This window comes from Hymenobacter aranciens, from assembly GCF_030580865.1.
Classification (GTDB): Bacteria; Bacteroidota; Bacteroidia; order Cytophagales; family Hymenobacteraceae; genus Hymenobacter; species Hymenobacter aranciens.
On record NZ_JAUQSY010000022.1, the window covers coordinates 50,456 to 77,326 of the forward strand.

A 26,871-nucleotide genomic window follows, 5' to 3' on the forward strand; every position below is an offset into this window, starting at 1 on the left:
GTTTTCTTATGCGTCGATTATTGGTGTTGTTGCCCCTGGGGCTGGTGCTGGCTGCCGTGGTGGTGCTATCGAGTGTGGAATATGGAATGGCGCGGCCCAGCCAGCGAATCAAAAACCTGGCCTATGTGGCCGCGACGGCGCCCGACTTTGATACGGAGCGGCACCGGCTGGATGTGTATGCGCCGCGCCGGAAAGCGCCCGGCGAGGGCTGCCCGGTGGTGCTGTTTATGCACGGCGGCAACTGGAACAGCGGCAATAAGAACATCTACACCTTTGTGGGGCGGCGGCTGGCCCGGCAGGGCGTGGTGGCGGTGGTTATCAATTATCGGCTGGCCCCGAAGGTGAAGATTGACGGCATGGCCGACGACTGCGCCCGGGCCCTGGCGTGGACGGTGCAGCACATCGGGGAGTACGGGGGCGACCCGGGCCGGGTGTTTGTGATGGGGCACTCGGCGGGGGGCGGCCTGGCGGCGATTCTCACGACTGACGATGGGCTGCTGGCGCGGCACGGGCTGGCCCCGAACCCGGTGCGGGGGGCTATTCTGGACGACCCGGCCGGGCTGGATATGTACACCTACCTCAAGAGCCGCGACACGGGCGACACGCAGTACCACGACGCGTTTGGGGGCGACCCGGCGGGGTGGAAGGCGTGGTCGCCGATTTATAGGCTACGGGCGGGGCAGCCGCCGTTTCTGCTATTTATCGGGGGCGAAACCTATCCGAGCATCAGCAGCAGCTCCGAAAGGTTCCGGAAGCGGCTGGGGGCGCTGGGGATGCCGCCCACCTACCAGGTGCTACCGGGGAAGAAGCACGTGCCGATGGTGTTGCAGCTGTATTGGCAGCACAATGTTATTTATAAGGAGCTGCTGAAACTGGTGGGGGCGGGATGAAAACGGCCCTGCGCACCCCCCTGGGCCGTGCGCACCCCCCTTTTGGTCTGCGCACCCTCCCTGGGCCGTGCGCACCCCCCTTTGAGCCTGCGCACCCTCCCTGGAGTGATTCGCGGGTGCCATGTGGGGCTGCGCACCTCCCTTGGGGGCTGCGCGGGTACCTTGGGGGGCTGCGCACCATCCTTTTGGGCTGCGCAGGTACCTTGGACGGCTGCGCAGGTATCCTGCGGGGCTGCGCACCTCCCTTTTGAGCTGCGCACCTTGCCACGAGCGTTTCGCGGGTGCCTTGGAGAATTGAGCGGGTCGCGGGCTTAGCTGAACAGGCCGCCCTGACGGGTGGGCTGCTCGAAAGCCAGCAGCCACTGCTTGCGATGCAGGCCGCCGGCGTAGCCGGTGAGGCTGCCATTGGCCCCGATGATGCGGTGGCAGGGCCAGACGATGGCCAGGGGATTCTGGCCATTGGCCGCGCCCACGGCCCGCACGGCTTTCGGGTCATGGAGGGCTTTGGCAATATCGAGGTACGAGGCCGTGCGGCCGTAGCCCACGCCCAGCAGCGCCGCCCACACCCGCCGCTGAAATTCGGTGCCGATGAGGGGGGCGTACTGCAGCTCGAAGTCGCGCAATTCGCGGCCAAAGTAGGCCCTTAGCTGGCGGTGCGCTTCCTGCAAGTGGGCGGGAATCTGGGCGAGGGGCGTGGCGGGCACGGCATCTTCCAGAAAGCCCACGGCGCTCAGGCCCTCCTCGGAGCCGGTGAGGGCCAGCGGGCCGAGAGGCGTGGCGAGGTGAACAGTGGCGGACATGAGGCAGCAGAATAGACGGTAAAAATACCACCTACAGCAACGACAAGCTTCGGCTGCGGGCCGGGTTTTTAGTCTTCAGCTTGCTGGCCTCCTGCACCAGCGCCTGCGCCCGGCGCAGGGCCTCGGCGCTGGGCTCGTGCAGCACCCGCGCCGGGGGCGACACGCTCAGGTCGGCATCCCAGAGGCCGGCCTGGTGCCACTGGTGGGTGTGGTCCCAGTCGGGGCGGTCGACGATGGGGTAGAGGCAGACGCCCTGCAGCGGCAGGCCCGCCTGGCGCACAGCGGCACATTCCTGGCCAATCATGTCCCACCACAGGGGGCGGTCCACGCCGGGGTGGCTGGTTTCGGTGAGCACGAAGGGGCGCTGGTAGCGCTTGTGGGCGTCGTGCAGCAGGGCGCGCAGGGGGCGCCAGCGCGGGTCGGGGATGTTATCGGCCCAGCCCAGCTTATTGGTGGTGTGGTTTTGCCACTGGTTGTCGTAGTAGTAGTTGAAGCCTACAATGTCGAGCAAACTTTCGTGGCCGCCGAGCTCGGGGCAGAGGCGTCCGCTGAGAATGTCGGTGGCCTGAAACTGGTTGCGGTTGGCTTCTTTGGCTTCGCGGCGCTCGCGCTCGGTGGCACGCAGGGGGGGCACGATGTTCACCAGCGGCTCGGTGCTGAGGAAGCGGATGGTGGGGTCGGCCTCGCGCAGGGCGTGGGCGCCCTCGATGTAGGCGCGCATCAGGCCGTACTTCACGCGCCAGCCCTGGCCGTGGCAGTAGGGCGCGGTGCCATTGGCGTCGCCGCCGAGCCAGCTGATGAAGCTCACCTCGTTGATGGGCGTGACGATGAGTACGTTGTCGGGGCGCTCGGAGCGGTAGAAGTCCACAAAGGCCCGGCACAGCGCGGCAAAGCGCCGGGCAAACATGGGGTGCAGCGGCGTGAGGTCGTCGGGGAAGCCGAAGTGGCACAGGTCCCACACCTGCTGGATGCCGTGGCGGCGGCCGGCGGCCAGCATGGTTTTCACCGTGCTCCAGTCGTAGTGGTAGGGCGTTTTTTCGATGTGGGCCCAGCGGATGCCCTCGCGCACGGTGCGAATCTGAAACTGGTCGAGGGCCGCGTAGTCTTCGTCAATCAGCTGCAGATGGCCGGTGAGGGGCAGGAAATCGACGCGGTGGCCGAAGGCGTTGAGTTGGTCGGTGCATTCGAAGCCGCCCCACCAGAAGGAGGAGAAGGGGGTAGTTTGGTTGAGCATGGGATTTAGGAGGTGGTAGTACGAATTCCGCGTAGCGGTTCGTACTACCACTATGACGTTGTTATAACCGCGCAAACGACCAAGTGGTAGTACGAACCCCTGCGGGGAATTCGTACTACCACCCCCTACGCCCGTTGCGACAGGGCTTTGGCTTCTACAAAAATGCGCTTGAACTCGGGGTGCTCGGCCCGGATAGCATCCTGCAGCTGGTCGATGGCTTTTTCGACTTCTTCCGATTTGAGCTCATTATCAAACTCCACATCGAGGGCCAGAATCACGTCCTGCGGGCCCATGTACATGGTGAGGGGCGGGCGCACGGCGCACACACCGGGCTGGGCCTTGGCAATGCGGTCGAGGTCAGTGAGGGTTGCCTCGTCCACGCCTTCGCCCACCAGCAGGCCTTTGGTTTTCACGATAAGGAACACGGCTACGCTCGTGAGTAGCAGCCCGATGGCGATGGAGGCGGCGCCGTCGAAGTAAGGGTTGTTGAGCAGGTGGCCGAAGTACACGCCGGCCAGGGCGATGACGAGGCCGAGCAGGGCCGCCAAATCCTCCATGAGGATGGCAAACACCGAGGGGTCTTTGCTGCGCGAGAGGGCGGCGGTGAAGGACGCCTGACCGCGGTCCTGGTTGAAAGCTTTGAAGGCCAGGAAGCAGGAAACACCCTCGAAGGCCAGCGAGAGGCCCAGCACCCAGTAGTTCCAGGTGGGGTCGGTGATGGGGGAGGGGTGCTGCAGGTGGGTTACGCCCTCGTAGAACGACATGCCGCCGCCCACGGCAAACACCAGCACGGCCACAATCAGGCCCCAGAAATACAGCTCCTTGCTGCGCCCGAAGGGGTGCTTGGCATCGGCGGGCTTTTCCGACTGCTTCACGCCGTAGAGAATCAGCATGCCGTTGCCGCTATCGACGAGCGAGTGAATGCCCTCCGAGAGCATGGCCGAGCTGCCGGTGAAAAACGCCGCCACAAACTTGCTGATGGCGATGGCAATATTGGCCCCAATGGCCCCGTAAATGGCGAGCTTGGAAGAGGAAGCGGGTGAACTCATAGGTTCCGCCTTACGCAGAACCGGCGCGGGCGTTGGCTTGGTGGGGCGTTAGTGCCGCGCCGCGCCCGTCGAATCAGCCAGCGATGAGGCCTCGATGAAGATGCGCCGGAACTCGGGGTGCCGGGCCTTGATGGCGGTTTGCAGGCGCTCGACGGCGTGCTCCACCTCCACGGCCGTGAGGTGGTCGTGGAAGGCCACGTCGAGGGCCAGAATGCCGTCGGTGGGGCCCAGGTACATCGTGAGCGGGGCGCGCAGCTCGGCCACGGCGGCGTCCTGCCGGGCCAGGGTTTCGAGCTGGCGCAGCACCTCGGGGCTGGCGCCTTCGCCCACCAGCAGGCCCTTAGCTTCCTTGAGCATGAACACGGCCATGCCCACCAGCAGCAGGCCAATGGCCATCGAGGCGGCGCCGTCGAAGTACAGATTATTCAGCAGATGCCCGAAGAAAATGCCGGCCAGCGCAATCAAGAGGCCCACCAGCGCGGCCAGGTCTTCGAGCAGGATGGCAAACACGGCCGGGTCGCGGCTGCTGCGCAGGGCCTGCCAGAAGCTTTGCTCGCCCTGAGTTTTGCGAAACTCGCGGTAGGCCAGCGTGCTGGCCACGCCTTCGAACACGATGGCCAGGCTGAGCACCCAGTAGTTCCAGGTGGGGTCGGTGAGCGGGGCGGGGTTTTGCAGGTACTGGTAGCCTTTGTAGAGCGACATGCCGCCGCCCACCGCAAAGATGAGCACGGCCACAATCACCGTCCAGAAGTAGATTTCTTTGCTGTAGCCGAAGGGGTGCCGCTCGTCGGCGGGCCGGGCGCTACGGTTCATGCCGAAGAGAATGAGCATGCCGTTGCCGCTATCCACGAGCGAGTGAATGCCTTCCGACATCATGGCCGCGCTGCCGGTGAAGCCCGCCGCCACAAACTTGCTGACCGCAATGGCGAGGTTAGCGACGATAGCGCCGTAAACGACGATTTTAGAGGAATTGCTTGCTGCCATGCCCGGGCTTACGGGGGCGGTGGGGTGGGCGTTGATAAAAAAGCGGGCCGGCTGGCTCAGCGCCGAACTGACTGGCCGTTAATCGAGCCGATTTTGGGCTGAATCTGGATGATGAAGCGCTTGTTGAGCTCCTCCTGGGCGTCGCGGTAGCGGTTCACGCCGCCGAAGCCGCTGCCGGCCGGCACCACCTCGTAGCGCGGCGCCGGAAACTCGATGTCGGCATCGCGCCAGAGCTGGTACACGGCCAGGGCTCGCAAGTAGCTGAGCTGCCGGGTGGCCGCGCCGTCGTAGTTGAGCGGAGTGTTGTAGGAGTAGGTGCCGTTGGGCAGGCGGGTGTTGTAGCGGGCGGTGCGGCCTTCAATAACCACCAGATACTGAATACTGTCGGCCTTGTTGAGGGCGCTGAGCTGCTTCACCAGAAAGCGGCCGGCGCTGATGAGTCGGGCCTTGTATTCCTCTTTCAGCACCGGGCTGTTGGAGTCGAAGGCCACGTCGAAGCTCAGCTCGTAGCGCTTGAAATCCTTGTTGTAGATGAAGTAGCGCGGGTCTTCCAGCTTCTGCAGAGCTTCTTTGATTTCGTCGAGCTTTTTCTTTTCCTTAAGCTGCACCTCCAGCCGGGCGTTGGCTTGCTCCAGGCCCGCCTGCTTGTCGCGAAATAATTTGTAGCTCAGCACGAACAGCACCAGCATGGTCAGGAACAGCGCCGTCATCAAGTCCACGTAGCTGGGCCAGAAGAAGTCCTTGCTCTGCTTCATCGGGCGCTGGGTTTCTTGCCGGCCCCGAACATGCGCTGGTACCACTTGGGCTCGGTTATCTTTTCGAGCACGGTGTTGGTGCGGGCCACTTGGGTTAGCAGCTCGCGCTGCACCTGCTCGTCGCGCTCGATGCGCTCCTGCAGGGCCGTGAGGGCCTGGGCGCTGCGCCGGGCCTGCTCCTCCTGAATTTTATTCATGTTCAGCTGCTGGGCCGGCAGCTGCTGGAATGGGTTGAGGTACTCCGTGATTTTCTGGTATATATTGTTTTCGTTGAGCTGGCGGAAGTGGGCCGACCACTGCGCGTGGGCGGCCTGGGCCTCGGCCTCTAGGGTGTGGCGGCGGCTGTCGAGCACCTGGCGCATCTGCTGGGCGTCCTCGCTCAGGGCCTGGCTCATCTGGTCGCTCACGTTGCGCAGCAACTGACTGTGCTGCCCAAAAAACTGCACCTGCTCGCGTATGCGCTGGTCGTGCTGCTCTAAGTAGCCGGGCACTTCGTTCAGGGCTTTTTCGAGGCCGCCCAGGCGGTCGAGCAGACCGGTGATGGTGCGGGCCACGTCGGCGCCCTGGCTGACGGCCACGTTCAGGGCCTGCTGGTAGCCGAGGAATTTCTCGAACGAGGCGGCGCTTTCGTCCACCCGGTCGAATACCTTAATTGTGGCGTTGGCCAGCTCGGTATAGCCGATGGTTTGCAGCTTTTCGAGGAAGTTTTTCTGTACCTCAATGTTGGCCGTGATGGCGCCGATAAGCGGCGTAAACTCAGCAATCTTGGCGAAGAAATCAACCTGAATCTTGGCGAAGAAATCCTGGTTGAAGGTGTCGAGCACGGCCTTCAGGCTGCTCATGCTCTGCTGCATGTCGGAGTTGAGCTTGGGCAGCAGGGTTTTTTGCAGGAAGTTGTAGTAGGCATTTTTGAGCCGGTCGCGGGTGGCGCGAGCGGCCTTGAGCTGCTGGTTGCCGAGCAGCGTGAGGCCCAGCCCCACGATACTGCCAATCATGGCAATGAGCACCCCGCCCAGGAATTCGGTGACGTCGCTGTTGTTGAAGTCAGCCGCCGCCCCGCTGGCCGCGCCAAACGGGTTCACCAGCGCCAGCAGCCCCAGAATGGCCCCGCCGAAAGTACCCAGCAGGCCCAAATACAGCGGCGTCGAAATCTGGGCTTGAATTTCTTCGTCCAGCAGCGTGGCCTCACGCTCCGAGATATCGCGCAGGGTGTCGAAGTCAGCTGCTGCGCCCTTGTTGGCCTGCAGGTAGTCGTTGGTGTCGTTGAGAATCTGGGTGAACTCGGGGCTGGCGCTGGTGGCGCGCACGGCGTCGTACTCGATGGTAGCCAGCAGGCCGTGCATGGCGCCGGGCTGGTCCCACTCGCCGCCGCCCAGGTCGGGGTTGGGCGCGCTCACGCGCTGCACCGACAGACTGCCCTTGCCCGGGTACAGCGTGGCTACCTGGCGCACCAGCAGCATGTTGCGGCGGTACACCAGTAGTTGCCACAGCATGAGCCCCAGAATAATGGCGGCCTCAACGATTCTCAACATAAGCTTTGATTCTGAATTCTAACGCACCTCCAGCCGGGCCAGGGTACTCACCTGCCAGCCGTCGCCCTGCCGCACCAGCTGCCCCGGGGCGGCCGCCGCCACGCTGCTGATTCGGCCTGGCAGCTCGTAGTCGAAGTAGTCGCGCAGCTGCTCCAGCCCATCACCAATCAGCTTGCCCTGGTTAGCATAAGGGTTGAGGGTGAACGTGGCGCGGTCGGGATTGCGGGCGTCAACGGTGAGCATGATGGGCAGCTGCGGCAGAGCCTCGGCCACCAGCTTGCGCTCCTCGATATAGCCGCCTTCCTGTGCTGGCGCGTAGCGGGCTACCGGCGGGGCCGGTGCTGCTGCTACGGCTGGCGCGCTGGCTGCGGCAGCCGTAGCAATGGGAACGGCAGGCGGCGGATTGTTTTTCTGAGGGATAGGATTCACGGTAGGGCGTTTTTTGGGCGGTTGATTAACAAGGTTTCGAGCCTTTTCAGCGCTGACTTCCTTCATGTCATCGGCCTGCTTCTTCATCTCATTGAAGGCATCGTGCGAGCTGGTTAATTTCGTCAGGCGGGTTCTCGATTCCTCCGCGTTTAAAAGCTCGGCGTTGCGTTGCTGCGACTGCCGCAGGGCCATCAGCAGCGCGCCGAGCACCGCGCCCAGCACAAAGGCCAGCCCCAGGCTAAACGCCGGATGCTGGGCCACAAAGCTGGCCCGGTCGACAGGTACCGGCTTAGCTGGTGGTACTTGTACCACCTCATCAGGCTGCTGGACCGGCGCTGCAACTGGGGCGGCAGCTGGTGCCGGTTGGGTAGCAGTTACTGCCGGGGCCGTTTGCGCCGCTGGTGTGGGGCTGGCTGGCAAGCCGGCAATGGTGTTAAGCTTATTGGCCAGTGCTCCGGCATCAATTGTGTGGAGCTCGGTGCCTTTTTTAGCTCTCGCTACGTTGGCTACAATGGTGTCAACCAATTGGCGCGGGGTGGCCGCTTCGCCACTGAACCGACTGAAAACCTGGTTTTTTAATACTGTCAGGCCCGATTTGTCGGCTTGCGCATCCTTTGATTTGCTCCACTCCTTAAACTCATCTACCGTACTCCAGGGAGCCGGCCGCTGCCTGGGGGCCCGGCTTTCGTTCGTGTTCCAGATGTGCTGGGCTGTTATCGTCCAGATGGCACCTTTCAACGCATCATCGGAAAGGGCTGGACTGACCACATCCGGGCTGCCCGCCTGGGCAAAACCCCGGTTAACAGTCCCGGCCAGCAGCGCGAAAAATAAAAGCAAACGGAACATAGTCAGATGGGTTAAGCCCGGCTGCCCGTCGCGTCGTGCAGCTCGCGCGACAGTTCGTAAAGGGCGTGCTTGAGCGGCAGGAAAAAGAGGGTTTCAGGGATTGTTTCGCCGGGGGGCAGCGAGTCGTTGTAGCGTTGGCGGCTGAGGTTGAACGAATCGGCCAGGCTGCGCTCCAGAATGGCGCGCACCGCGCCGGGCGGGTTCTTCACGCCCAGGCCGGCTTGCAGGCGCACCAGCTCGGAGTCGGCCAGCAGCAGGTCGAGGCACTGGCGCACATTGGTGAGCACGGCGGCCTTGATTTCCTCGGTTACCTCGCTGGGGTGCAGGTGGCGCAACTCGTCGGGCGTGGTTTCGCCGGTGCCAATGGGCTGCACGATGAGCGGTGAGTCGGCGGTGCTGTCGGCGTCGAGGCCGGTGGCCAGCACACCGCCGTTGGCGGTGGTTTGCTTGGGGTCGTCGGCCAGGATGATTTTGAAGTTTTCGGGCACCGGCGTGCCCATCACCTGCGTGAGGATGTAGCTGGCCACTTGCTCCAGCGGGCGCAGGCTGCTGCCGGGGCTCAGCAAACGCAGGTAGAGGCTGCCGCGCCCCGTGAAGCACAGGTAGCGCGGCGGAGCCAGCTCGCGCAGCTTGGCCACCTGGCCCAGGTGGTACACCAGCGCCCCGAAGTGCAGGTAAAACAGCACCCGCAGGCTTTGGGCGTGCAGCAGTCGCTCGGCAAACTGGAAGTCGCGCTCGTAATTGAACAGCAGGCTGGCAACCTCCTCCGAGCCAAACTGCGGATTATCCAGCACCACGCTCAGGCAGCGCCGCGCCACGGCGGCGCTGGCCGGCAGCGGGTTGGCCTCGATGCTGGCCAGGCCGAAGCGCACCAGCCCGTTGTCCTTGCTGCCGCGCACGTCGGCCGCGCCGTCGCCCCACAGGTCGTTGCCCGCGAAGCGGAACGAGGTGCTGAATACCGGCCGGTGCTTGCGCGGCTGGCCGGGCGCTGGGGCCGGGTCGGCGTAAAACAGCACGTCGCTGGTGCCACCGCCGATGTCCACGAACGCTGCATTTTCGCCCGGCCCTGGCGTGACGATGCCGCGCCGGGTGAGGAAGAAGTACGGGGCCGACGACTCCGGCAAATACGAGGTGCCGCGCTGCGTCTTAAACGTTTCCTGAAACAGCGAATCCCACTCGCGCTGGTAGAGCCCGCGGCTGAAATCCGAGAAGCTCAGCGGCGCAAACCACACCACCTGCGTGGCGCCCAGGTTGCCGCCATTCAGCGCCGCTTTATACTTGAACAGCAGCAGCATCTCGCGGAAGAACATCCGCACCCGATGGCGGGCAGCTTCGTTGGCCTCACCCCACTTCAGGTTGGTGTGGTACGACTCATTCGTCTGCTCCTCGGTGTTAATACCGAAGCCCACGTTCACGTTGGCCAGCAGGCGCGGCGGCTCCACCGGGAAGCCGGGGGCCTCGCTGGTAGCCGTGCGCACCGGAAACTGGTAGGGCGAGCCGCCCGCGCCCAGCAGCGGCGGCACAAACTCGCGCTGCTGATACAACTGCCAGCGCTTGAGCTGGATGCTGCGCGCCGGGTCGTCCTCAATGCCCCGGAACAGCCGCTCGTAGGGCGTGCGTTCGGGCTCGTCGGTGGGCTTTTTGAGCAAAGCCACCGGCGAGTCTTCCGGCCCGAAGCTCAGGGCCTGGGGCGGCTGGCCGGGGGCGTCGTGGTAGGCCACGTGGGTGTTGGTGGTGCCGAAGTCGATGGCGAAGCGGAACTCCTTGGTGCCCTGGCGCACTTCGCGCCACTTGGGCACCACCAGGCCCCGGCCGGCGGCCGGCGCCGGGCTCAGCACCTCGGCGTAGTCAAAGTGGGTGCCGCGCACCTCGTAGTAGGTGCTGCCCTCGTCGCTGCTGGTTTTCAGGGTGCGGCGGTAAGGTGTGGCGCTCTGCTCGGTGCCTGCTTCGGTAAGGGCGCGGCCGTTCACGCCGAAGCGCAGCTCGATGGACTTGTTCAGCAAGCCCACGTCGATGTTGTTGGCATCGATGAGCATCACCTTGTAGAAGTCGTTGTACTCGGGCCGGTCCACGATTTTCACGAACGGGAACACCGACAGGGCCACGTTGGTCACCAGCAGGCGGCCCAGGCCCTCAGTGCGGGGATTGGGGTAGTAGGCGCGCTCGTAGTCCACGAAATCGGCGCTGCCGGCCGGGCCCACCGGCACCCGCAGGCGCACCCGCACGCAGGCGGGGTCCAGCTCCACACTAAGCTGGGCGGCCAAATCGGCCTGGGTGAAGTAGTCGAAATACAAGGGCTTGACGGGCAGCAGCGGCCAGCAGGTCGGCCGGTAGCCGGGCGCAATGCTTACCCGGCCCGTCTCGAACTTGCTGGCGTCCACCTCGTAGGGCACGGTCAGCAGGGTGTCTTCCAGCAGGTCGCCCACCGTGATATACGGGTAGGGCAGCTCCACGCCGGGCAGCAGGCGGTCGGCCAGCGGGCGCGGGTCGTGAGCGGGCACGGCCGCGCCACTGTCGCCCAGCGCCGTGCGGTTGAAGTACATCTTGCCCGGCGCCTGCAGGCCCGGCCGCAGCACCAGCGGCAGCGCCCCGGCCGGCAGCGGCTGGCGCGTGGGCTGCACCGTGAAGTCGGAGGAGGTAATGACGCTCTCGTCGGGCCGCACGCGCACCGGCACGCCGGCCACCGCCACCGGGTTGCCGGTGCGGTCGGTCAGGGTGGGGTAGTCGGCCAGCCGGGCGGTGCCAGCGAGGCTCCAGCGGGTCAGCTGGCCGGGGTCGAGGGCGTCGCGCAGGGCCGGGGCCAGCCGCGCCAGCGCCGGGTCGGCCACGAACTGCTGGTACACGAAATCCTGGAAGGCCTGCTCGCGCTGGGCCAGCGCCACGTAGCGCCCATCGAAGTAGTAGCCGCCGCCCTGGGGCCGCTGCACGGATAAAGCCTTGGGCGCCGGGGCCGGGAAAAACATCGTCAGCGGCGAGGTGCCGCCCACCAGCTGCGGCGGGTCGGCGGGGGTGGCGCCGGGGAAATACAGCAGGTGCATCTCCGTCAGCGAGCGGAATTTCTCGTCGTTCAGATACAGCGTCAGCACCTGGGCCAGCGGCCGGGTGGCCGGGTTGGCGTCCAGTCGGGCCAGCTCATTGGCGCGGTTCCAGGGACGGATTTCGAGGCGCTGGCCGGGCTGGCGGCGCTGGTAGTAGTTAAACACCAGCTCCCACAAGTCCCAGAACTGCCCCGCCAGCCGATGGTGTACCGAGTCGGGCTGCTGCGCGCCGGCCGGGCTGCTCACGAAGGCCAGGGCCGTTTCCACCAAGTGCATCCGGGCGAATGGTGAAGGCAGGGCCACCGCCACCCGCTCAGCGCGGGCGCCCTCGGGGTCGAGGATGCCGCCGGGACCCTCAATTTCATTGCGGCCGATTTTGCCGGTGCGGCCCCAGCCCTCGTGGGTGCTCGAGCCCGTGCGGTGCAAGCGAAGTATCTTGGCCATTTTAGGTAGTTATTGCTTGTTTGTTAGATGTCGTTCTGGCGGCGGACCTCACCCCCTGCCCCCCTCTCCAAAAGAGAGGGGGCACCGGTTTTGCGCGGAAGTAAGGCCGTCAGGCTCCCCCTCTCTTTGGGAGAGGGGGTCGGCTCCGGAGGGGACCCGTGAGGTTCGCCGCTAGAACGGCAGATAATTCTCAATTGTATTGCAGCTTGGCATCCACCGCTACGTTGGTGGCTTTATCAAAAGCCCCCACTATCCAACGCAGCACCTGCGGGGCGTCGGGGTTGTCGAGCCGGGTTTTGGCCACGGCGTTGTTCAGCTCCACGCGCAGCACTTTTTCCGACAGGCTGTTGCCCATGAAGCTGATGAAGCCCGACTTGATTTCCTTGTCGGTCACCATCTTGTTGAAGTCGGTTTCGCCCAGGCGCAAGCCGGCGAAGTGCCGCTCGTTCTGCCCCAGCTCACCCAGCCACTGCTCGAATTCAGTTAGCATATCGTTCAGGTCGGCCAGCACGCCGGAGCTGGCGGGCAGGTGGCTGCCCAGCTTGCCGTCGGCGAAGAAAGCCGCGCTCCGGTCTTCGTTCAGGTGGTTCTGGAAGTAGCGGGCGAAGTAGTGCAGCCGGATAAGCGGCTTGGCCACTTCCTGGCGCATGACGGGCGAAAACTGGCTGAAATCCACCGTCGTGGCGTCGTCCTTCAGCCCAAACTCATGGTGGGCCGGGTTCTGGCGGTCGAGCTGCCCGGCCGGCTGGGCCAGGAAGTGCGGAATGGCCAGCGCCCCCAGCATTTCCAGCAGGTGAGCCTGATTGCGCTGGGCCGCCCGGCCGGGGTTATTGGGCAGCGGCTGCCCGGCCTGGTCGCCAAGGTAATACAGTGCCTCCAGGCCCTGCAGGTGGTCGGCATAATAGCTCAATGCCGTCTTGGTTTTGGTGATGAAGGAGTTGGAATCGATGAAATCCTGTCCTGCCGCTTTCTCCTGGGCGCCCGGCTGCTGCAGCTTAAAGTAGGGCAGCAGCACCAGCGCCCCGGCCGGCACGCTGGCCCGCACCTGCGGCTGCGGCAGCCCCGAGTCGGGGTCGCGCAGGTTGCGCACCAGCAGCGGGAAGCCCGCCGCCCCCGTGCCCCCGAAGATGGAACTAATGAAGAACACCCGGTCGTCGGCGTTGAGGCTCTGGGCGAAATAGCGCATCTCCTTGGCCTGCATCAGCGAGTTGAGCACCACCGAGCCCACGTTGGGCGAGCCCCGGAAGCCCACGTCGAGGCTGGCGCTCATGCTGTCGGGCGTGAAGAGTAAATCGAGCAGCCCCTGCGTCTCCACCGAGGCTTCGTTGTAGTGCACGTAGTCCTTAAACGACTGGCTAATGCCTCCGAAATCGTACACGAACGAGTCGCGCAGCCCCTCGGCCCCGGCCGTGTTCAGCTGGGCCAGCGTGGCCAGCGGCTGGGCAAAAAAGCCTTCGGCCTTGCTCCCGCCGCCCGCGTGCAAAGCCTGGTGCAGCCGGGCGTAGCGCTTGAGCAGGTCCACGGTGCGCGTCACGTCGCCGTTCTGGGTGTCGGGGTCCACCAGCACGGGCACCACCAGCTCGCAATCGGGCAGCTTCAGGCCGCTGGCCAGCAGCATGGTGAGGGAGCGCAGCACGCGGGCGCCGGTGCCGCCCACAGCAAAAATGAATAATCGACCCATGAGAAAAGTTAGAGGTAGAGACGCAATATTTTGCGTCTCTCGTTGAACGATTTAACCTAAATGGCGCGACCGACGAGACGCAAAATATTGCGTCTCTACAAAAACGGCACCGCCCGCGCCTGACTCCCAAACGGCAGCCGCTTGAGCAGCAACGAGAAAAGCAGGAACCACAGCGCCGCCACCAAAGTATTGGCCACGATGAAATAGCGCAGATAAGCATCCGGCGCCACGCCCTGCTGCGTGCTCACCTGGTACGCCACCAGCGCCCCCAGCCCGGCGGCGGCCAGCCACACCAGCAGCCAGTGCGTGGGCCGGCTCCAGCCCAGGCGGTTGAGCGAAATCCGCGCGTTGTTGAAGATGAAATAGAACACTATCACCAGCGCCAGGGCCAGCAGCAAAGTGTAAAACCCTACTGAGTTGAATACCTCGGCCTTGTAGAGCCCGAAGCTGACCGACTTCTTCTGGTAAAACCAGCTAACGATGAGCGGATACAGCCAATTAAAGAAACTTTGCATGAGAGGAGCTTATCAGTCTTGAGTGAGGGTGAAATCGGCCGTGAAGACGGGCGGCAGGGGCGTCGGGAAGGCCCCGCGCACGCCCGCCACGATGTCGCTGAGGCGGTAGGTATGCGGCGGGTCGCTGAGCTGGTTGTCGTTCTGGGTGCTCCAGGCGGCCACCCAGGCCGGCGTTTCCGGCGCGGGCAATGCGAGCTGCAGCGTGGCGGCTTCCCTGGGTAACGCCGTCAGGCGTAGCCGTAGTGTGTGGGTATAGGCCGAAAGGGCGGCCTCGTCCTTCACGGGCTGAACCGAATTGGGCACAATCCCCACAGTGCCACCATTGAGCCGCGCGCGCAGATTTTTGTTCAAAAAGGCCGACTCGCGCCAGGCCGCCGGCAGCTGGGCCAGGTTCAACGCCACGGTGAACTCCACGCCGGCCTTCACGTCCGACACGTCGAGCTGGGTGCTGGGCTCGCCGGTGGCAAACGACACCGAGCCTTCGCCGCCCGGCGCCAGCGGGCTGCCGGCCTTCACCTGCGTCAGCACAGCCGCGTAATCCACCTTGGGCAGGGCCAGCCCGAAAAACGCCTGTTGCGCCCCGCCGCCGGGCGTCACCTCGTTGAGGTAGCGACCCACCAGCGCGGGCGGACCAATCACCCACACATAGTAGGGCAGGGGCTGCCCAGCCACGGCCAGCTGCTTCTGCGGCGTTTTCACGGCCGGGTGGAAGGTGCCGTGAAACCGCGAGGTGCTCGCCAGCATGGCCACGGCCAGCTGCTTCTTGCTCACGGTAGCCAGCGCGTCGGTCATCCGCACTTTCATCAGGGCGATGGCCGACTTATCCTGCGGCCCATAAATGAAGTCCGACACCACCACGTTCACCTTGTCGGCGGCGCCGGGCAGGGCCAGCATGTTTTCGAGCATGTCGGGCAGCTCGGTGCCCTTGGCGGCCTCATGGGTGTCGCCCTGCACCACGTCGCGGAAATGTTTGTAGCTCGTCACCGTGGGCGTGTCCTGCAGCGCCAGCAGAAACTGCGCATCGGCCACCGCCGGGCTGCTGTGCGTGCGCGACGCCAATTGGCTCACATAGTCCTGAAACTCGGTGGGCTGGGTGGCGGCCGTGTTCACCGGCATAAAGCCCTTCATGCCCCCCGACAGCTCCAGAAACACGTTCACCCGCAGCGGGGCGGGCTTGCTGGCATCAGCGGTAGCAGGGGCAGCCGGGGCCGTAGTGGCTTCCGTTTTGCCGGCCGCCCGGTTGTTAAGCTCCTCGTCGGAGGTGCAGGCGGCCGTGCCGAGCAGCAGGCCCAGCACCGCCAGCGCGGGCCAGCGCCCGGGCCGGGAATGAAAAAAGCGGGTCATGGATGAATGGCTAGGGCTGCGAATGTAGCGGCTATTTCCGGGAGTAGTCGGCCCCGAGCTGGTCCGGCGCCACAGGCGTCCGACCGGTTGCGGCCGGCACGACGCTTCTACGGCAAATACCCGGCCGTAGCCGATTCCCGGGCCTTTCGTTGCCCCCCAGCCCTATCGCAGCGCCTTACCTGCCGCTACTTACACCACCGTACGAGCAGGCAGTAGCGGCTTATTCCACCTGCAGCCGCCGCCCGCTGACACCTGCCGCGCTGTTCAGCCGCACCAGGTAGAGCCCGGGCGTCAGCCCCCGCAAATCCAGCGGCAGCACAACCGGGCCGGCGCCCAGCGCTACCGGCGCGGGGCAAACCACGCAGCGGCCCAGCGCATCAAGCACTTCTACGCGTACGGTTTCGGCCCGGGGCAGGCGCAGCTGCAGCTCGCTCCGGCCCGCGGCAGGGTTGGGCAGCACGTCGAAGGCCAACCCGGCCGCCTGCGGGGCCTGCCGGCCCAGCAGCGGGCCATTGAGCACCGCCTGGGCAGCTTGCAGCACATCGCGCCGGGTGCGGTGCTGCACCACGGCCACCACTTGCAGGCTGTCGAAGCTTTCGATGGTGTTCCCGGCCGGGAAGGTGTAGCTCTGGCTGAACGTGGCCTGCTGCCCCGACGTCAGCCGGGGCAAAGCCAGCGGGCTGCTGGGCAGCGCCTTGCGGAAAACATGGTAAAACACCCGCTCATTAAAGCGCTGGTTGTTGCGGGTGCTACGCTCCGTGATGGCCAGGTACAGCTCGTAGTCGGCCCCCAGCGAGTCCAGGGCCTGCACCTGGGCCACCGCCTGCACCGTGTTGCCCACCACCCGGTACGCCGCCCGGATGCGCACCGGCGACGGCAGCTGGGCGGCCCGGTCGAAATCCGACCGACGGTACTCTATCGAATTCACGATGCGGCCACCGTCGATAACCGTTGCCGGGATACCGCCGGTGTAGCTGTAGTACCGCTCGGCGCGGTTGGTAGCTTCCGGCGTATTGTAGGGGTCGCCGGGACTAGGCCGGTTCTGCTGGTAGTGGGCCTCCAGGTAGCGGCCGGGCACGGCCCGGTTTACCGCGCGCACGTTGGTGTTGCCGGGGCCGCAGGGAGCGCAGGTGCTGCTGCCGAAGCTTTCCAGCAGCACCGTGCGCTGCATGGTCGAGTCGGCCACCCGCACCACCGCCAGCAGGGTATCGTCCAGAGGGTGGGGGTCGCCGGGGGCCGTGGCCCACACCTTCAGGCGGTAAGTGCCCCGCCGGGCCGGCTGCCAGGGCAGCGGGTGCCGGAAGTGCAGCGTGTCGCCGCCCGGCAGCGCGGCAGCGGGCTGCACGGTGGCCGTCACAGCCGGGCCGTTGCCCACCCGGTAGCCCAGCTCGTAACTGCCCAGCAGCTGGCTACCCACGTTGCGCAGCACGCCCCCCACCGCCACCGGGTAGCGGCCATCGGCCAGGGGCAGCAGACTATGATTCACCAGGGCCAGGGCCGCCGCCGGGGCTGGCGTGGGACGGAAAGCATAGTAAAACGTGTTATGGTAGAACGGATTCAGTTGGCTCAGGGCCGAATTGTAGCCGTAGCCCGCGCCCGTTATCTGGGGCGAGCCGGCCACCTGCACCGCCAGGCTGGCATCGCGCTGCACCCCAACGGTCCAGCTCAGGGAGGAGTATTCGTTATTGGTGGTGCCCACCACGTACACGCTGTTGGAGGTTTCTTCCAGCACCACGCACCAGCCCACGCTAAAGCTCACCCACTGCTGCCGGTGCGGGGCCTGCCCGAAGGTGGCCGTGGCAATGTTATTGACGGCCTGCTGCGGCCAGATGCACACCGACATATCCGGCACCTGCGCGGCCGGCAGCGCCGTGGCCGTGGCGCCGGGCATGGTGGTAGCCGTGGTGGTAAACGTGAGCACTCCCCGAGTCGATACCTTGAAGCTGCTCACGGCCTGCCCGAAAAACTGGAACGGAAACGCCAGCGCCGTCACCGGCGACCACACCACGGCCGCGCCCAGGGGCTGAATCACCGTCCAGCCCGCCGGGTATCGCCCCGAGGGCAGCCCCAGCACGGGCCAGGGAGCCACCAGGCCCGGCGCATAGCCCTGCACCGTTTCGGGGGCGGCGTAGCTCTGCGCGTAGCCCAGCCGGGCTACCCCCAGGCTCAGCACCACGCCCAGCAGTGTAAAAAGTCGTTTCATAAAGTGTTGGTGAAAGGGTAAATAAGCGATACGCCGGCCAAGATACCGAATGTTCGCCAATCGGCAACCCCTTGCTGCCCATCACTACCGGCGCCGCAGCTGCCGTAGCTGGAACCACTGCCCCACCCGCACCCCCAGCAGCAGCGCCAGCACCCCCGGCAGGCCCAGCAGCAGCACCCAGGTGTTGGCCTCATCGTAGCTCGAATGGGTGAGATTGGCCAGATTCACCATAAAATCGCAGCAGTACCAGAAGGCCACTTCCACGAACCGCTCGGCTAGTTGATAAAGCGTATTCATGCGGCGCGGTTTTGCTTTAGCTGCCGGATAGCAAACGCGTTGCGAATAGCGCCATAGGTCAGCCACAACAGCACCGCCGGCACAAACAGCAGGTAGAACCCCACGTTCACCGCCGCATACCAGCCCCGCCCGCCCACCGCCAGCGCCCGCACGGTAGCCGCATACAGCGGCTTCAGCTGGAAATACGCCGGACTGTTGGCTGCCGTGGCGTGGCGGCAGCCGTACAGCGTGCAGTAGCGGGTGCAGTGCGTGGCGGTGTAGCTGCGGGTGGGCGGGTAGGGGGCGTGGGTATTTACCCAGTAGCCGAAGAGGAGGGGGAGGGCGGCTAGGAACAGGGTGAGGAGGAGGGGGCGCATGGGGTGAAGTCAGGCAGTTGATAACCCAAGCTACAACGCCCGCGCTACCTAACTTCGCCCAGCTCACCAATCCTCAAGTCTTTCCCCAAGTAACTCTCATGGCCCGCGTCACCAACAACCTCCTCCTGCAGGGAATCAGCGGCAAAATTGGCCCCCTCGTCATCCGCCAGGTCGGTGGCCAGACCATCGTCCAATCCGCCGAAAATAAAGCCAAGCGCGCCCCCCGCTCCCCCAAGCAGCAGGCCCACCTCGACCGCATGTACCAGGCTCAGCTCTACGCCAAGGCCCAAATCCGCGACCCTAACCTCAAGGCCCTCTACGCCACCCGCATCGACCAGCGCCGCACCAGCGCCTACACCGTCGCCATCGCCGACTACATGAATGCCCCCGAAATCCTTGGCCTCGACGCCCGCGCCTACCGTGGCCACCCCGGCGACGCCCTCCGCATCCAGGCCACCGACGATTTCGAAGTCATCGCCGTCGTCCTGCGCTTTCTCACTCCCACCGGCACCCTCCTCGAAACCGGCCCCGCCACCCTCCAGCCCGCCGCCCACTGGCTCTACCTCACTCAGCAGAACCACGCCGCCGGCACCACCTGCGAAGTTGAAGCTCACGACCGCCCCGGCAACGCCACCACCCGCAGCTTCACCCTGTAAGCCGCCCGCCCCGCTTTTATCCTATTGCGCTCTAATATCTTTCCTAGGCAAAGTCTAGAGAAAACCTAGAGGCAATGTAGAGGCAGGACGAATCTACCCCTTAGGAGAGTCCTATTCCCCCGCCTCGCCCTACGGCAGCTCAATAAAGAATGTCGTTCCCTCCTGCTCGCGGCTTTCCAGCCAGATGTCGCCGCCGTGCAGCTGCACCAGCTGCCGGGCGATGAAGAGGCCCAGCCCCGTTGTCGTTTCGCCGCTGAGGCCGGCGCGGCGGCTGGGGTTAAACTTATCGAACAAGTGCGCGTGCAGCCGGCTCGGAATCCCGATGCCCGTGTCGCGCACCGCAATGCGGAAGCGCTTGCCCTGCGGCTCCAGCGCGATGGTGACAGTGCCCCCGGCTGGGGTAAATTTCAGCGCGTTGCCCACCAGGTTGGCCAGCACCCGGGCAAACTTTTCGGGGTGCAGCTGGCCGTAGAGCGTCTGCTTGGGCAAGGCCACGGCCAGCGCCACGCCCTTCTGCTCGGCCGCCAGGCGGTACACCTCCAGCTGCGCGCCGAGGTAGGCGTTGAGGTCCACCGACGTCTTTTCCAGGCCCTGCGCGTCCAGGTCGCCCACGTACAGCACGTCCTGCAGCAGGCCGCTCGCCTGCGTGCAAGCCTCCCGGATGAGATTGAAATAGTGCATCATCTCGGGCGGCGGCGGGGTCTCGCCCGGCCGGCCCGCCAGCTCGCGCAGCAGCAAATCTACCAGTAGCTCAATCTGCGCCACCGGCGCCTTCAGGTCGTGCGTCACCAGCTGCACAATGGTTTCCTGCGCGTCATACAGCCGCCGGAGCTTTGCCTCCAGCGCCTTGCGCTCCGAAATATCCTCCAGAATAGTGTAACCCAGCTCCCCATCGGCATCGGGCACCAGCACCGAGTGCACCTGGCACCAGAACGACGACTTATCGGCCCGCACCAAGCAGGTTTCCAGCGAGAAGCTCGGCAGCTTGTGCTCCCAGAGGCGCATTTGCAGCTCGTGCCAGTCGGGCCGGTGGTCGGGGTGGGCAAACTCCAGAATCTTGCGCCCCACCAGCTCCTCGGGCCTGGTATAGCCCAGCATCGTCAGCGTCGCCGCATTCACCTGCCTGATTATCAGGTCGGCGGTAATAATCTTCTGCCCCAGCGGCGAGTTCTCAAACACCGTCCGGAAGCGCACCTGGCTTTGCTCGTAGCGGACCTTCGCGCTTTGCCGCGCCACACTAGGCGCCGCAGCCGGCTTAGGCGTAGCAGCCTGGCGGGTTTTACCAGCTGCGGAGGAGGGGGGCTTGGCCATCGGAAACGGGAAAAGAAGGCCCGCGCATACGTTCCGACCCCCGCAAGGTACGCGCCGCCGCCGATTGCGCCTGCCCGGCGGCTCGCTTCCGCGCCGCCGCTCTACCTTCGCCCCCATGTCTACGCCCTCCCTCCAGCGCCGCCTGGGCCTCGTGCAGGCCACCGCCCTCAACATGATTGACATGGTCGGCATCGGCCCCTTCGTCACGCTGCCGCTGGTCATGGGCTTCATGGGCCCCAATTTCCTCCTGGCGTGGCTCGTGGGCGCCGGCCTGGCCCTCGCCGACGGCCTCATCTGGAGCGAGCTCGGCGCCGCCTACCCCGAAGCCGGCGGCTCCTACCGCTTCCTCAAGCTGGCCTACGGCGAGCACAAGTGGGGCCGGCTCATGTCGTTCCTCTACGTGTGGCAAACCCTCGTGCAGGCCCCCCTGGTGCTGGCTTCCGGCGCCATCGGCTTCGCCCAATACTTCGGCTACCTCGTGCCCCTCACCGAGTGGTGGCAGCCCAAGCTGGTATCCGGCGCCGTGGTGTTGCTCTTGATAATCCTGCTTTACCGCCGCATCGAAGACATCGGCAAGCTCGGTGTGTTCCTCTGGATTGGCGTGCTCAGCCTCATGGGCTGGCTCATCTTCGGCGGCCTCACCCACGCCCACCACGAAGTCGCCTGGCTGCCCACCGGCGGCGCGGCGGCCCTGCCGGGCGTGCTGCTCTCGGCCGCCATGGGCCAGGCCGCCGTCAAAACCATCTACTCCTACCTCGGCTACTACAACGTCTGCCACCTCGGCGGCGAAATCCAGAACCCCCAGAAAGTCATCCCCCGCAGCATCTTCCTGAGCATCCTCGGCATCATGGCCCTGTATTTATTGCTCAACTGGAGCGTGGGCACCGTCATCCCCTGGCAGGAAGTGAAGGCCCTGCAAGCCGGTGGCGCCGGCGCCGTGGCCGACAAATCCCAGTTCATCGTCAGCCTGTTCGTCGAGCGCCTCTACGGCCCCGTGGCCGCCCAGGCCGCCACCGGCCTCGTGCTGCTCGTGGCCTTCGCCTCCCTCTTCGCCGTGCTGCTCGGCTACTCCCGCATCCCCTACGCCGCCGCCGCCGATGGCGAGTTTCTGCCCCTCTTCGGCCGCCTGCACCCCACCAAGAACTTCCCCCACGTGTCGCTACTCATCCTGGGTGGGGTGGGGTTCGTGTTCAGCCTCTTATTCCGCCTGGGCGAAGTCATTTCGGCCATCCTCGCCATGCGTATCCTGGTGCAATTCGTGGGGCAGGCCGTGGGTCTGGTGCTGCTGCGCCGCCGGCGCGGGGCTGCCAGCCTGCCTTTTCGCATGCCGCTCTACCCGCTGCCGGTGGTGCTGGCCGTGGCCGTGTGGCTGCTCATTTTCTACAGCACCGGCCCCACGTTCATGCTCTCGGGCCTAGCCGTGATAGGGGCGGGGCTGGTGGCCTTCCTGCTCTGGAGCCGCCGGCTGGGGCGGTGGCCTTTTGAGCGATAGGCGGGTTAGTCCAGCACAATATCCAGCAAATCGGTCGGCCGTTGAGCGGTATGAAAAATGTCTAAAAATAGCACCTGCGTATCAGTAACGCGGTACAGCAACACATAATGCTTGCGAAAAACGGCCCGCCGGACGTTCTCAAATCGAATTCCCTCAAATGAGAAAGCCGGATAAGCCCACGGCAGTGGTGCTACGGTGCGCTGGCAAAAGGTAAAGATGGCTAATGTGAACGCCTTCCCAACTATCCGCGCCGCCGCGACCAGCAAAAGCTTCAAAAGCCGCTAATTTCTTCAAAAAATCCTCGGTGAAATCAACCCGGCGTACAGCTTCGCTCATAAGCCGAAACGCGCCTTAGCGTCTTCCCACGAAACGGTGCCCGAAGCTTCCGATTCCTGCAGGCGCTGTGCCCATTCCTCTGCCGTCGTGGCCGCCACAGGCAAACTGCTGAAAGCCGCAGGAGCATCAGCCGCTGCTTCCATTGCCGCGAAACGAATGCCATGTTGTTTCGCCAGTACCTGCAGAATGCCCGTCAAGATTTCGTCGTCGGCCGGAGTCTGCGCATCTACCATGTATTTCATGCCCTAATCTACATCAAAACCCTGGTTTCGGTTCGCTACCCCAGCCGCTTCTCGTAGCAAAAGAACCGCTGCCCCGGCCGGATAGCCAGCCCGATTTCCCCCGCAAACCGGTATCCCAGCTTCGGAAACAGCCGCTGCGTGGCGGCGTTCTCCGAGTTCGTATCCACGCGCAATACTGTCAGGCCCTGCGTCCGCGCCACTTCCTCGGCCTGCAGCAGCAGCGCCTGCGCCACGCCCCGGCCCTGGGCGGCCGGGTCCACGGCCAGGCGGTGCGTCACCACGGCGGGCTCGGTCACGTCCCAGTCGGCGTCGGCGTATTCGGGGTCCTGGTCGTTAGTGAGGGCGGCCACACCGGCTAGCTGGCCGTCCAGCTCGGCCACCCACAACTGCTGCTGGTCGATATCTGCCTGAAAAACGGCGGCGTTGGGGTAGTCATCGTTCCACTGAAAGTTGCCGGTGGCCTGCATCAGCGGCACCACGCGCTGCACCAGCGCCATGAGGGCAGGAATGTCGGTGGCAGTAGCGCGGCGGATAAGCGGCGGGGAAGGCATTGTGAGATGAAATGAGGTGGTAGAACGAAAACTCCCCTCCTTGGAAAGGAGGGGATGTGAGGCGCGAAGAGCGCCGAACGGGGGTGGTTGAAGTCGTCCGCGCCGTTAGGACGATGATAGAACAAAGGTCCGCAAACCCCTCTTCCATTCCTAACGGCGCGGTCCCGCTCAACCACCCCCGTTCGGCGCTCTTCGCGCCTCACATCCCCTCCTTTCCAAGGAGGGGAGTGTCGTTCTTACGTTGGCTGCACAAACCGCTTGATATCCCCGCTGGCAATGTACGACTTGCCATCCGGCGCGGTATTCACGTGGTCGACCACAAACAGCACGCCCTCCTGCCGGATGTCGCGCGGGAAGCGCATATTCCAGTCGGGGTCGAAGCCGTCGCTCACCACGCGGGCGCGCAGCTTGCTGCCGGCTTTCACGCACTGAACCAGCACGCCCTGGCCGATAGTGTCGGTTTCCTCCAGGTCGGCCAGCGTCTTCGGTGTGCGGGCCACGTGCGAGCTGCTGCTGCTGCGCCGCGAGCCGCCGCCGTGGTGGCCGCCGGCCAGCGGGTCCACTTCGCCGGGGCGCACCAGGCGGGCGATGTTGCCCTTGGCGCGGTAGAAGGTGCCGTCGGCGCTCAGCTCCAGCTCGTCCACCACGTAGTGCGCGCCCTCGGCCCGGATAGCGCGGGGGAACTGGATGTTGAAATCCTCGTAGTTGGGCGTGGCCACGCGCACGCGCAGCTTGCCGCCCTCGCGGAAGCACACCAGCTCCACGCCGTCGCCGGGCTCGGTCACCACGGGTAGGGCGTAGGCGGCCTGGTCCACGCTCACGCCGCGGCCGGCCAGGTCGTTGCGCGAGCGGCGGCCCTGGAAGGCCTGGTCGCGCAGCTCCTTACGGCTTTCGTTGTCGAGGTGGCGGCTGGCAATGCGCTGGGCATAGTGGTTCACCTGGTCGATTTCCTCCGCGATTTCGAAGTGCTCGTGCAGGCCCTGGGCCGTGAGCGTATCCACGAGCTGCTTGAGCAGGTCGGCCGCCTCGGCGTGCTTGCCGGCATCGGCCAGGTCCACGGCGTGTTCCTTGTCGCGGGCAATGCGCAGGCGGGCCAGCTCCAGCGTCACGCTGGTGCTGCTGGCCGCCGCCACGGCGTCGATGTTGCCCGCCGTTACCTGCACCGTATGCTCGCCGCTGATAGATTCGATGCTGCCCGACCGAATAGCATCGGCCCGGAAGGAGACGTGCAGCAGCGGGTGCGCGCCCGAAGTAAGCGCCGGCAGCTTCAATTGCAGCCCCAGCAGCTTGTCCTCGTTCTCATACACATCGCCGAGGTGCAACACCAGCCTATTGCCGTCTTTCTCGCTACGCGCCAAGCTTAATACATCGGCAATGCCGATGCCCGGCTGCGGCGTCAGGGTCACGGTCAGATTTTGGGCCGCAATGGCCTTGAGGCTGTCCAGCTCGATGCCAAACACGTCGGCCGCATCGTCCACCGACTGAATGAAGTAGAAGTTGCCGCCCGCCGCCCGGGCCATGCCAATCAGCAAATCCTCCTCGAAGTGCGCCCCGAAGCCCAGCGTCGTCGTGCTGATGCCTTCCTCGGCCTTCTTGCCCGCCGTGCTGATGAGCGTGGCCGAATTGATGATGCCGGCGTTGGCCTGCCCGTCGGTCAGCAGCAGCACGCGGTTCACGTGCTTGTCAGTTTTGTGCTTGGCTACCAGCTCGCAGCCCCGCAGCCAGCCGCCGCTCAGGTTGGTGAGGCCGCCGGCCCGCACACCCTGAATAATCTGCCGGATGGCCGCCTTGTCCGTCACCAGCTGCGCATCGAGCAGCGTGTCCACCGCATCGTCATACACCACAATGCTCAGCCGGTCGTCGGCCGTGAGGCGGTCCACGAAGTCGGCGGCGGCCTTCAGCGCGTACTTGAGCGGGGCGCCCGCCATGCTGCCGCTGCGGTCAATCACCAGGGCCACGTTGAGCGGCCGGCGCGTCGGGTTGGGCACGTCTTCCCGGAAGCTCAACAAAAGGCTGGTGGTGTCCGCCGTGTTTTCGAGAAGCACCGGCTGGGTGGGTTGCTGCGTGATTTGCATGAGAGAAGTGAAAGTTGGTTTAAGAATGAATTGGCATAGCTCGGCCGTAGTCCGTTACGGAACGGAGTGAGAAAAGTGGCCGGAAGATATAGGAAGTAGCGCGGACTTCTGCTGGCGCGCGTCTCTGACGCATGCCGACTGGCTTCGCGTCTCTGACGCGACGGAGCCGCGCCGTCTGAGCCGGTCGTTCTGGATAGCGAGCCAGAGGCTCGAAGCCAGTCGGCACGCGTCAGAGACGCGCGCCAGCACGTTCTTACGTTTCAATAATCGGCCGGTAATCCTGCTCATTCTCAAAGCCGGCAATCCAGGCCGCCGCCCGCTTGCAGGTGCGAATGTGCGGCGGCACCCGCAGCACGTAGCTGTGCGCTGTGGAGGGGCAGCGCACGCGCATGGCCACAATAGCCTCGTCATCCTCCAGCGGAATGCGGATGAGCTGCCGGTCGCCGCCCGCGTCGCGGTCGCGGTCAATCACCAAGCCGCCCACTTCCTCAATGAAGCGGTCCAACCCAAAGCGCTCCAGCAAGATGCGCCGCCGCGTCACGTTGCGCACGTTTAGGATTTCCACGCCCGTCAAATCTTCGGGGCTGAAAGCGGTACGCTCGTCCACCGTGGTGCCCTGCCATTGGATATTGACGCGCAGGCCGCTGGGCAAGCCAGTAAGGCCACTGCCCGCCACCTCTACCCAATTAGTCAGGTGCAGGCCCGCGGGCAGCTCGCGCAGCTGCGGGCAGTTGGCCACGTTCAGCGAACGGGCCGTCAGCCGCTCGGGCAGGCGGCGTAGGTGGGGGTTGTTGCTCAGGTTCAGGTGCTCGCGCACCAGCCAGTCGCCGGTGATTTCGCGGATGCCGGTGCGCTGGGCCTGCACGCTGGTGGCCCGCAGGCGCTCGGGCAGCAGGTCGAGGTTGGGGCAGTCATTCACCTCCAGGTGCGTGCATTCTAGGAAGGTGGGCAGTTCCTTCAGCCGGGCTTCGCCGCTCAGCCGTAGCGCGCCGGTCACAATCAGCTCATCCGGCATGCGGCCCGAGAGCAACAGCGCCCGCGCCGCCTCGGGCGTGGTGCGCAGCACGCCGCCGTGCCGGGGCGCTACCGGTGGGGGTGGCGTCGCAGTCGGCCCGCTTCGAAATGGGGCGGCTGGCTCCTGCGCCTGCGAGGAAGGGCTGGCGGATGGCCGGCGCAGCTGCCGTCCGCGAGGATTGATGCTGAACATGATGGCAAGTTAGTCGATAACCGGACGAATGGCTGAGGGCGTGTACTCGCGCTGCTGCCACACCCGGTATACGCCGGCGGGTAGCTCGATGGCCCGGTGTTCCTCGTGCACCAGCGTGGCCGAAGGCGCCGATACCAGCAGATACAAATCATTACCATACACATACAGGCTGGCATTGCCGGTTTCCTGAATGCGGTGCGAGTGGCCGGTGTGCTCGCCGTGCGCCAACACCAGGCCCGCCTTGGGCCGGGCGCCTAGGGGCAGGTTGGTAACGGCGGCAATCAGAACATCGCCGTGGCGATAAAGGGGGCGGGTCGTAGTCATGGCTGATGCTAATGTGGTGAGATTAATTGAACGGATTCGATGGCGTAAAGTTAGCGGATTGCGGATAATTTTAGCAAACATTAGGCTAATTTTTTTAGTAATAATTGGGCAGACATGAAAAAGGCCGACTGGGTTCCCAGTCGGCCTTGCGAAGTGGTCGGGCGGATTTCGCGTAGCGGGATTCGCCCGGCCTCCCCTCTTTTTTTTTCTCGCCGCTGGGTCTCCTCCGCCTTCTTTGCGTGATATGTTTGAGTAGCACTTGTTCCTGTGCGGTTTATGG

At 64.9% G+C, this 26,871-nt stretch carries 25 protein-coding genes; 3 read left to right on the forward strand and 22 right to left on the reverse strand.

Annotation, left to right across the window (positions count from 1 at the left end; all coding sequences use genetic code 11):
* Positions 1 to 8: 8 nt before the first annotated feature.
* Positions 9 to 890: an alpha/beta hydrolase gene (locus Q5H93_RS22825; protein ID WP_305009035.1), complete on the forward strand. Its 882-nt coding sequence runs from the start codon at positions 9 to 11 to the stop codon at positions 888 to 890.
* 311 nt (positions 891 to 1,201) lie between these two features.
* On the opposite strand, the gene Q5H93_RS22830 is transcribed toward Q5H93_RS22825, so the two are convergent.
* The 14 genes from Q5H93_RS22830 to Q5H93_RS22895 form a co-directional block, all read right to left on the reverse strand.
* On the reverse strand, positions 1,202 to 1,690 hold the full coding sequence (locus Q5H93_RS22830) for a methylated-DNA--[protein]-cysteine S-methyltransferase (protein WP_305009036.1): 489 nt from the start codon (positions 1,688 to 1,690) through the stop codon (positions 1,202 to 1,204).
* Between the two features lie 31 nt (positions 1,691 to 1,721).
* Positions 1,722 to 2,924, reverse strand: coding sequence for a glycoside hydrolase family 113 protein (locus Q5H93_RS22835; protein ID WP_305009037.1), 1,203 nt, complete (start codon positions 2,922 to 2,924; stop codon positions 1,722 to 1,724).
* A 125-nt stretch (positions 2,925 to 3,049) separates the two neighbouring features.
* Entirely contained in the window at positions 3,050 to 3,973 is a 924-nt protein-coding gene (locus Q5H93_RS22840) for a cation diffusion facilitator family transporter (protein WP_305009038.1), read from the reverse strand.
* A 48-nt stretch (positions 3,974 to 4,021) separates the two neighbouring features.
* The gene (locus Q5H93_RS22845) at positions 4,022 to 4,957 is read right to left on the reverse strand and encodes a cation diffusion facilitator family transporter (RefSeq protein WP_305009040.1); all 936 of its coding nucleotides are present in this window, start codon (positions 4,955 to 4,957) and stop codon (positions 4,022 to 4,024) included.
* A gap of 56 nt (positions 4,958 to 5,013) precedes the next feature.
* A complete protein-coding gene (locus Q5H93_RS22850; protein ID WP_305009041.1) occupies positions 5,014 to 5,712 on the reverse strand; it encodes a hypothetical protein in 699 nt (232 codons plus the stop codon).
* Positions 5,709 to 7,244 carry a hypothetical protein gene (locus Q5H93_RS22855; protein WP_305009042.1) on the reverse strand — a complete coding sequence of 512 codons (1,536 nt, stop codon included), beginning with the start codon at positions 7,242 to 7,244 and terminating at the stop codon, positions 5,709 to 5,711. Before Q5H93_RS22855 ends, Q5H93_RS22850 begins: the two co-directional genes overlap by 4 nt.
* 18 nt (positions 7,245 to 7,262) lie before the next feature.
* Positions 7,263 to 8,519: a hypothetical protein gene (locus Q5H93_RS22860; RefSeq protein ID WP_305009044.1), complete on the reverse strand. Its 1,257-nt coding sequence runs from the start codon at positions 8,517 to 8,519 to the stop codon at positions 7,263 to 7,265.
* Between the two features lie 11 nt (positions 8,520 to 8,530).
* A complete protein-coding gene (locus tag Q5H93_RS22865) occupies positions 8,531 to 12,001 on the reverse strand; it encodes a hypothetical protein (RefSeq protein ID WP_305009045.1) in 3,471 nt (1,156 codons plus the stop codon).
* Between the two features lie 190 nt (positions 12,002 to 12,191).
* Positions 12,192 to 13,682, reverse strand: coding sequence for a hypothetical protein (locus Q5H93_RS22870; protein ID WP_305009048.1), 1,491 nt, complete (start codon positions 13,680 to 13,682; stop codon positions 12,192 to 12,194).
* A 95-nt stretch (positions 13,683 to 13,777) separates the two neighbouring features.
* Positions 13,778 to 14,197 carry a hypothetical protein gene (locus Q5H93_RS22875; RefSeq protein WP_305009049.1) on the reverse strand — a complete coding sequence of 140 codons (420 nt, stop codon included), beginning with the start codon at positions 14,195 to 14,197 and terminating at the stop codon, positions 13,778 to 13,780.
* 12 nt (positions 14,198 to 14,209) lie between these two features.
* Positions 14,210 to 15,541 (reverse strand): hypothetical protein, encoded by a 1,332-nt coding sequence (locus Q5H93_RS22880; RefSeq protein ID WP_305009050.1) that lies wholly within the window; start codon positions 15,539 to 15,541, stop codon positions 14,210 to 14,212.
* Positions 15,542 to 15,761: 220 nt separating this feature from the next.
* Entirely contained in the window at positions 15,762 to 17,744 is a 1,983-nt protein-coding gene (locus Q5H93_RS22885) for an NIDO-like domain-containing protein (RefSeq protein ID WP_305009051.1), read from the reverse strand.
* Between the two features lie 84 nt (positions 17,745 to 17,828).
* Complete coding sequence (locus Q5H93_RS22890) at positions 17,829 to 18,041, reverse strand: hypothetical protein (RefSeq protein WP_305009052.1); 213 nt, start codon at positions 18,039 to 18,041, stop codon at positions 17,829 to 17,831.
* Positions 18,038 to 18,397, reverse strand: coding sequence for a hypothetical protein (locus tag Q5H93_RS22895; protein WP_305009053.1), 360 nt, complete (start codon positions 18,395 to 18,397; stop codon positions 18,038 to 18,040). Before Q5H93_RS22895 ends, Q5H93_RS22890 begins: the two co-directional genes overlap by 4 nt.
* A 98-nt stretch (positions 18,398 to 18,495) precedes the next feature.
* Here Q5H93_RS22895 and Q5H93_RS22900 point away from each other — a divergent pair, with 98 nt between their 5' ends.
* Positions 18,496 to 19,053 carry a hypothetical protein gene (locus tag Q5H93_RS22900; RefSeq protein ID WP_305009054.1) on the forward strand — a complete coding sequence of 186 codons (558 nt, stop codon included), beginning with the start codon at positions 18,496 to 18,498 and terminating at the stop codon, positions 19,051 to 19,053.
* A gap of 129 nt (positions 19,054 to 19,182) precedes the next feature.
* On the opposite strand, the gene Q5H93_RS22905 is transcribed toward Q5H93_RS22900, so the two are convergent.
* A complete protein-coding gene (locus Q5H93_RS22905) occupies positions 19,183 to 20,364 on the reverse strand; it encodes a PAS domain-containing sensor histidine kinase (RefSeq protein ID WP_305009055.1) in 1,182 nt (393 codons plus the stop codon).
* Between the two features lie 115 nt (positions 20,365 to 20,479).
* Between Q5H93_RS22905 and Q5H93_RS22910 the strand changes: the two genes are divergently transcribed.
* Positions 20,480 to 21,856, forward strand: a complete 1,377-nt coding sequence (locus Q5H93_RS22910) for an APC family permease (RefSeq protein WP_305009057.1) — start codon at positions 20,480 to 20,482, stop codon at positions 21,854 to 21,856.
* 5 nt (positions 21,857 to 21,861) lie between these two features.
* Here Q5H93_RS22910 and Q5H93_RS22915 read toward each other — a convergent pair whose 3' ends face one another.
* The 7 genes from Q5H93_RS22915 to Q5H93_RS22945 all read right to left on the reverse strand — a co-directional run.
* A complete protein-coding gene (locus tag Q5H93_RS22915; protein ID WP_305009059.1) occupies positions 21,862 to 22,131 on the reverse strand; it encodes a hypothetical protein in 270 nt (89 codons plus the stop codon).
* A 57-nt stretch (positions 22,132 to 22,188) separates the two neighbouring features.
* Positions 22,189 to 22,434: a hypothetical protein gene (locus Q5H93_RS22920; protein ID WP_305009061.1), complete on the reverse strand. Its 246-nt coding sequence runs from the start codon at positions 22,432 to 22,434 to the stop codon at positions 22,189 to 22,191.
* Positions 22,435 to 22,469: 35 nt separating this feature from the next.
* Positions 22,470 to 22,985 carry a GNAT family N-acetyltransferase gene (locus tag Q5H93_RS22925; protein WP_305009063.1) on the reverse strand — a complete coding sequence of 172 codons (516 nt, stop codon included), beginning with the start codon at positions 22,983 to 22,985 and terminating at the stop codon, positions 22,470 to 22,472.
* 236 nt (positions 22,986 to 23,221) lie between these two features.
* Complete coding sequence (locus tag Q5H93_RS22930) at positions 23,222 to 25,060, reverse strand: vWA domain-containing protein (RefSeq protein WP_305009064.1); 1,839 nt, start codon at positions 25,058 to 25,060, stop codon at positions 23,222 to 23,224.
* Between the two features lie 253 nt (positions 25,061 to 25,313).
* Positions 25,314 to 26,267, reverse strand: a complete 954-nt coding sequence (locus Q5H93_RS22935) for a DUF6745 domain-containing protein (protein WP_305009066.1) — start codon at positions 26,265 to 26,267, stop codon at positions 25,314 to 25,316.
* A 9-nt stretch (positions 26,268 to 26,276) separates the two neighbouring features.
* Entirely contained in the window at positions 26,277 to 26,591 is a 315-nt protein-coding gene (locus tag Q5H93_RS22940; protein ID WP_305009067.1) for a DUF8820 family protein, read from the reverse strand.
* 80 nt (positions 26,592 to 26,671) lie between these two features.
* A partial coding sequence (locus Q5H93_RS22945; protein WP_305009068.1) for a hypothetical protein occupies positions 26,672 to 26,871 on the reverse strand: 200 nt, incomplete at its 5' end.

What these genes read in the sequence shown, in the direction of transcription:
- Q5H93_RS22840 (WP_305009038.1), bottom strand. Translation starts at nt 3,973, where the DNA reads ATGAGTTCACCCGCTTCCTCTTCCAAGCTCGCCATTTACGGGGCCATT.
- Q5H93_RS22825 (WP_305009035.1), top strand. Translation starts at nt 9, where the DNA reads ATGCGTCGATTATTGGTGTTGTTGCCCCTGGGGCTGGTGCTGGCTGCC.
- Q5H93_RS22865 (WP_305009045.1), bottom strand. Translation starts at nt 12,001, where the DNA reads ATGGCCAAGATACTTCGCTTGCACCGCACGGGCTCGAGCACCCACGAG.
- Q5H93_RS22910 (WP_305009057.1), top strand. Translation starts at nt 20,480, where the DNA reads ATGTCTACGCCCTCCCTCCAGCGCCGCCTGGGCCTCGTGCAGGCCACC.
- Q5H93_RS22845 (WP_305009040.1), bottom strand. Translation starts at nt 4,957, where the DNA reads ATGGCAGCAAGCAATTCCTCTAAAATCGTCGTTTACGGCGCTATCGTC.
- Q5H93_RS22855 (WP_305009042.1), bottom strand. Translation starts at nt 7,244, where the DNA reads ATGTTGAGAATCGTTGAGGCCGCCATTATTCTGGGGCTCATGCTGTGG.
- Q5H93_RS22880 (WP_305009050.1), bottom strand. Translation starts at nt 15,541, where the DNA reads ATGACCCGCTTTTTTCATTCCCGGCCCGGGCGCTGGCCCGCGCTGGCG.
- Q5H93_RS22925 (WP_305009063.1), bottom strand. Translation starts at nt 22,985, where the DNA reads ATGCCTTCCCCGCCGCTTATCCGCCGCGCTACTGCCACCGACATTCCT.
- Q5H93_RS22930 (WP_305009064.1), bottom strand. Translation starts at nt 25,060, where the DNA reads ATGCAAATCACGCAGCAACCCACCCAGCCGGTGCTTCTCGAAAACACG.
- Q5H93_RS22890 (WP_305009052.1), bottom strand. Translation starts at nt 18,041, where the DNA reads ATGAATACGCTTTATCAACTAGCCGAGCGGTTCGTGGAAGTGGCCTTC.
- Q5H93_RS22830 (WP_305009036.1), bottom strand. Translation starts at nt 1,690, where the DNA reads ATGTCCGCCACTGTTCACCTCGCCACGCCTCTCGGCCCGCTGGCCCTC.
- Q5H93_RS22870 (WP_305009048.1), bottom strand. Translation starts at nt 13,682, where the DNA reads ATGGGTCGATTATTCATTTTTGCTGTGGGCGGCACCGGCGCCCGCGTG.
- Q5H93_RS22895 (WP_305009053.1), bottom strand. Translation starts at nt 18,397, where the DNA reads ATGCGCCCCCTCCTCCTCACCCTGTTCCTAGCCGCCCTCCCCCTCCTC.
- Q5H93_RS22885 (WP_305009051.1), bottom strand. Translation starts at nt 17,744, where the DNA reads ATGAAACGACTTTTTACACTGCTGGGCGTGGTGCTGAGCCTGGGGGTA.
- Q5H93_RS22875 (WP_305009049.1), bottom strand. Translation starts at nt 14,197, where the DNA reads ATGCAAAGTTTCTTTAATTGGCTGTATCCGCTCATCGTTAGCTGGTTT.
- Q5H93_RS22905 (WP_305009055.1), bottom strand. Translation starts at nt 20,364, where the DNA reads ATGGCCAAGCCCCCCTCCTCCGCAGCTGGTAAAACCCGCCAGGCTGCT.
- Q5H93_RS22935 (WP_305009066.1), bottom strand. Translation starts at nt 26,267, where the DNA reads ATGTTCAGCATCAATCCTCGCGGACGGCAGCTGCGCCGGCCATCCGCC.
- Q5H93_RS22835 (WP_305009037.1), bottom strand. Translation starts at nt 2,924, where the DNA reads ATGCTCAACCAAACTACCCCCTTCTCCTCCTTCTGGTGGGGCGGCTTC.
- Q5H93_RS22850 (WP_305009041.1), bottom strand. Translation starts at nt 5,712, where the DNA reads ATGAAGCAGAGCAAGGACTTCTTCTGGCCCAGCTACGTGGACTTGATG.
- Q5H93_RS22860 (WP_305009044.1), bottom strand. Translation starts at nt 8,519, where the DNA reads ATGTTCCGTTTGCTTTTATTTTTCGCGCTGCTGGCCGGGACTGTTAAC.
- Q5H93_RS22920 (WP_305009061.1), bottom strand. Translation starts at nt 22,434, where the DNA reads ATGAAATACATGGTAGATGCGCAGACTCCGGCCGACGACGAAATCTTG.
- Q5H93_RS22900 (WP_305009054.1), top strand. Translation starts at nt 18,496, where the DNA reads ATGGCCCGCGTCACCAACAACCTCCTCCTGCAGGGAATCAGCGGCAAA.
- Q5H93_RS22940 (WP_305009067.1), bottom strand. Translation starts at nt 26,591, where the DNA reads ATGACTACGACCCGCCCCCTTTATCGCCACGGCGATGTTCTGATTGCC.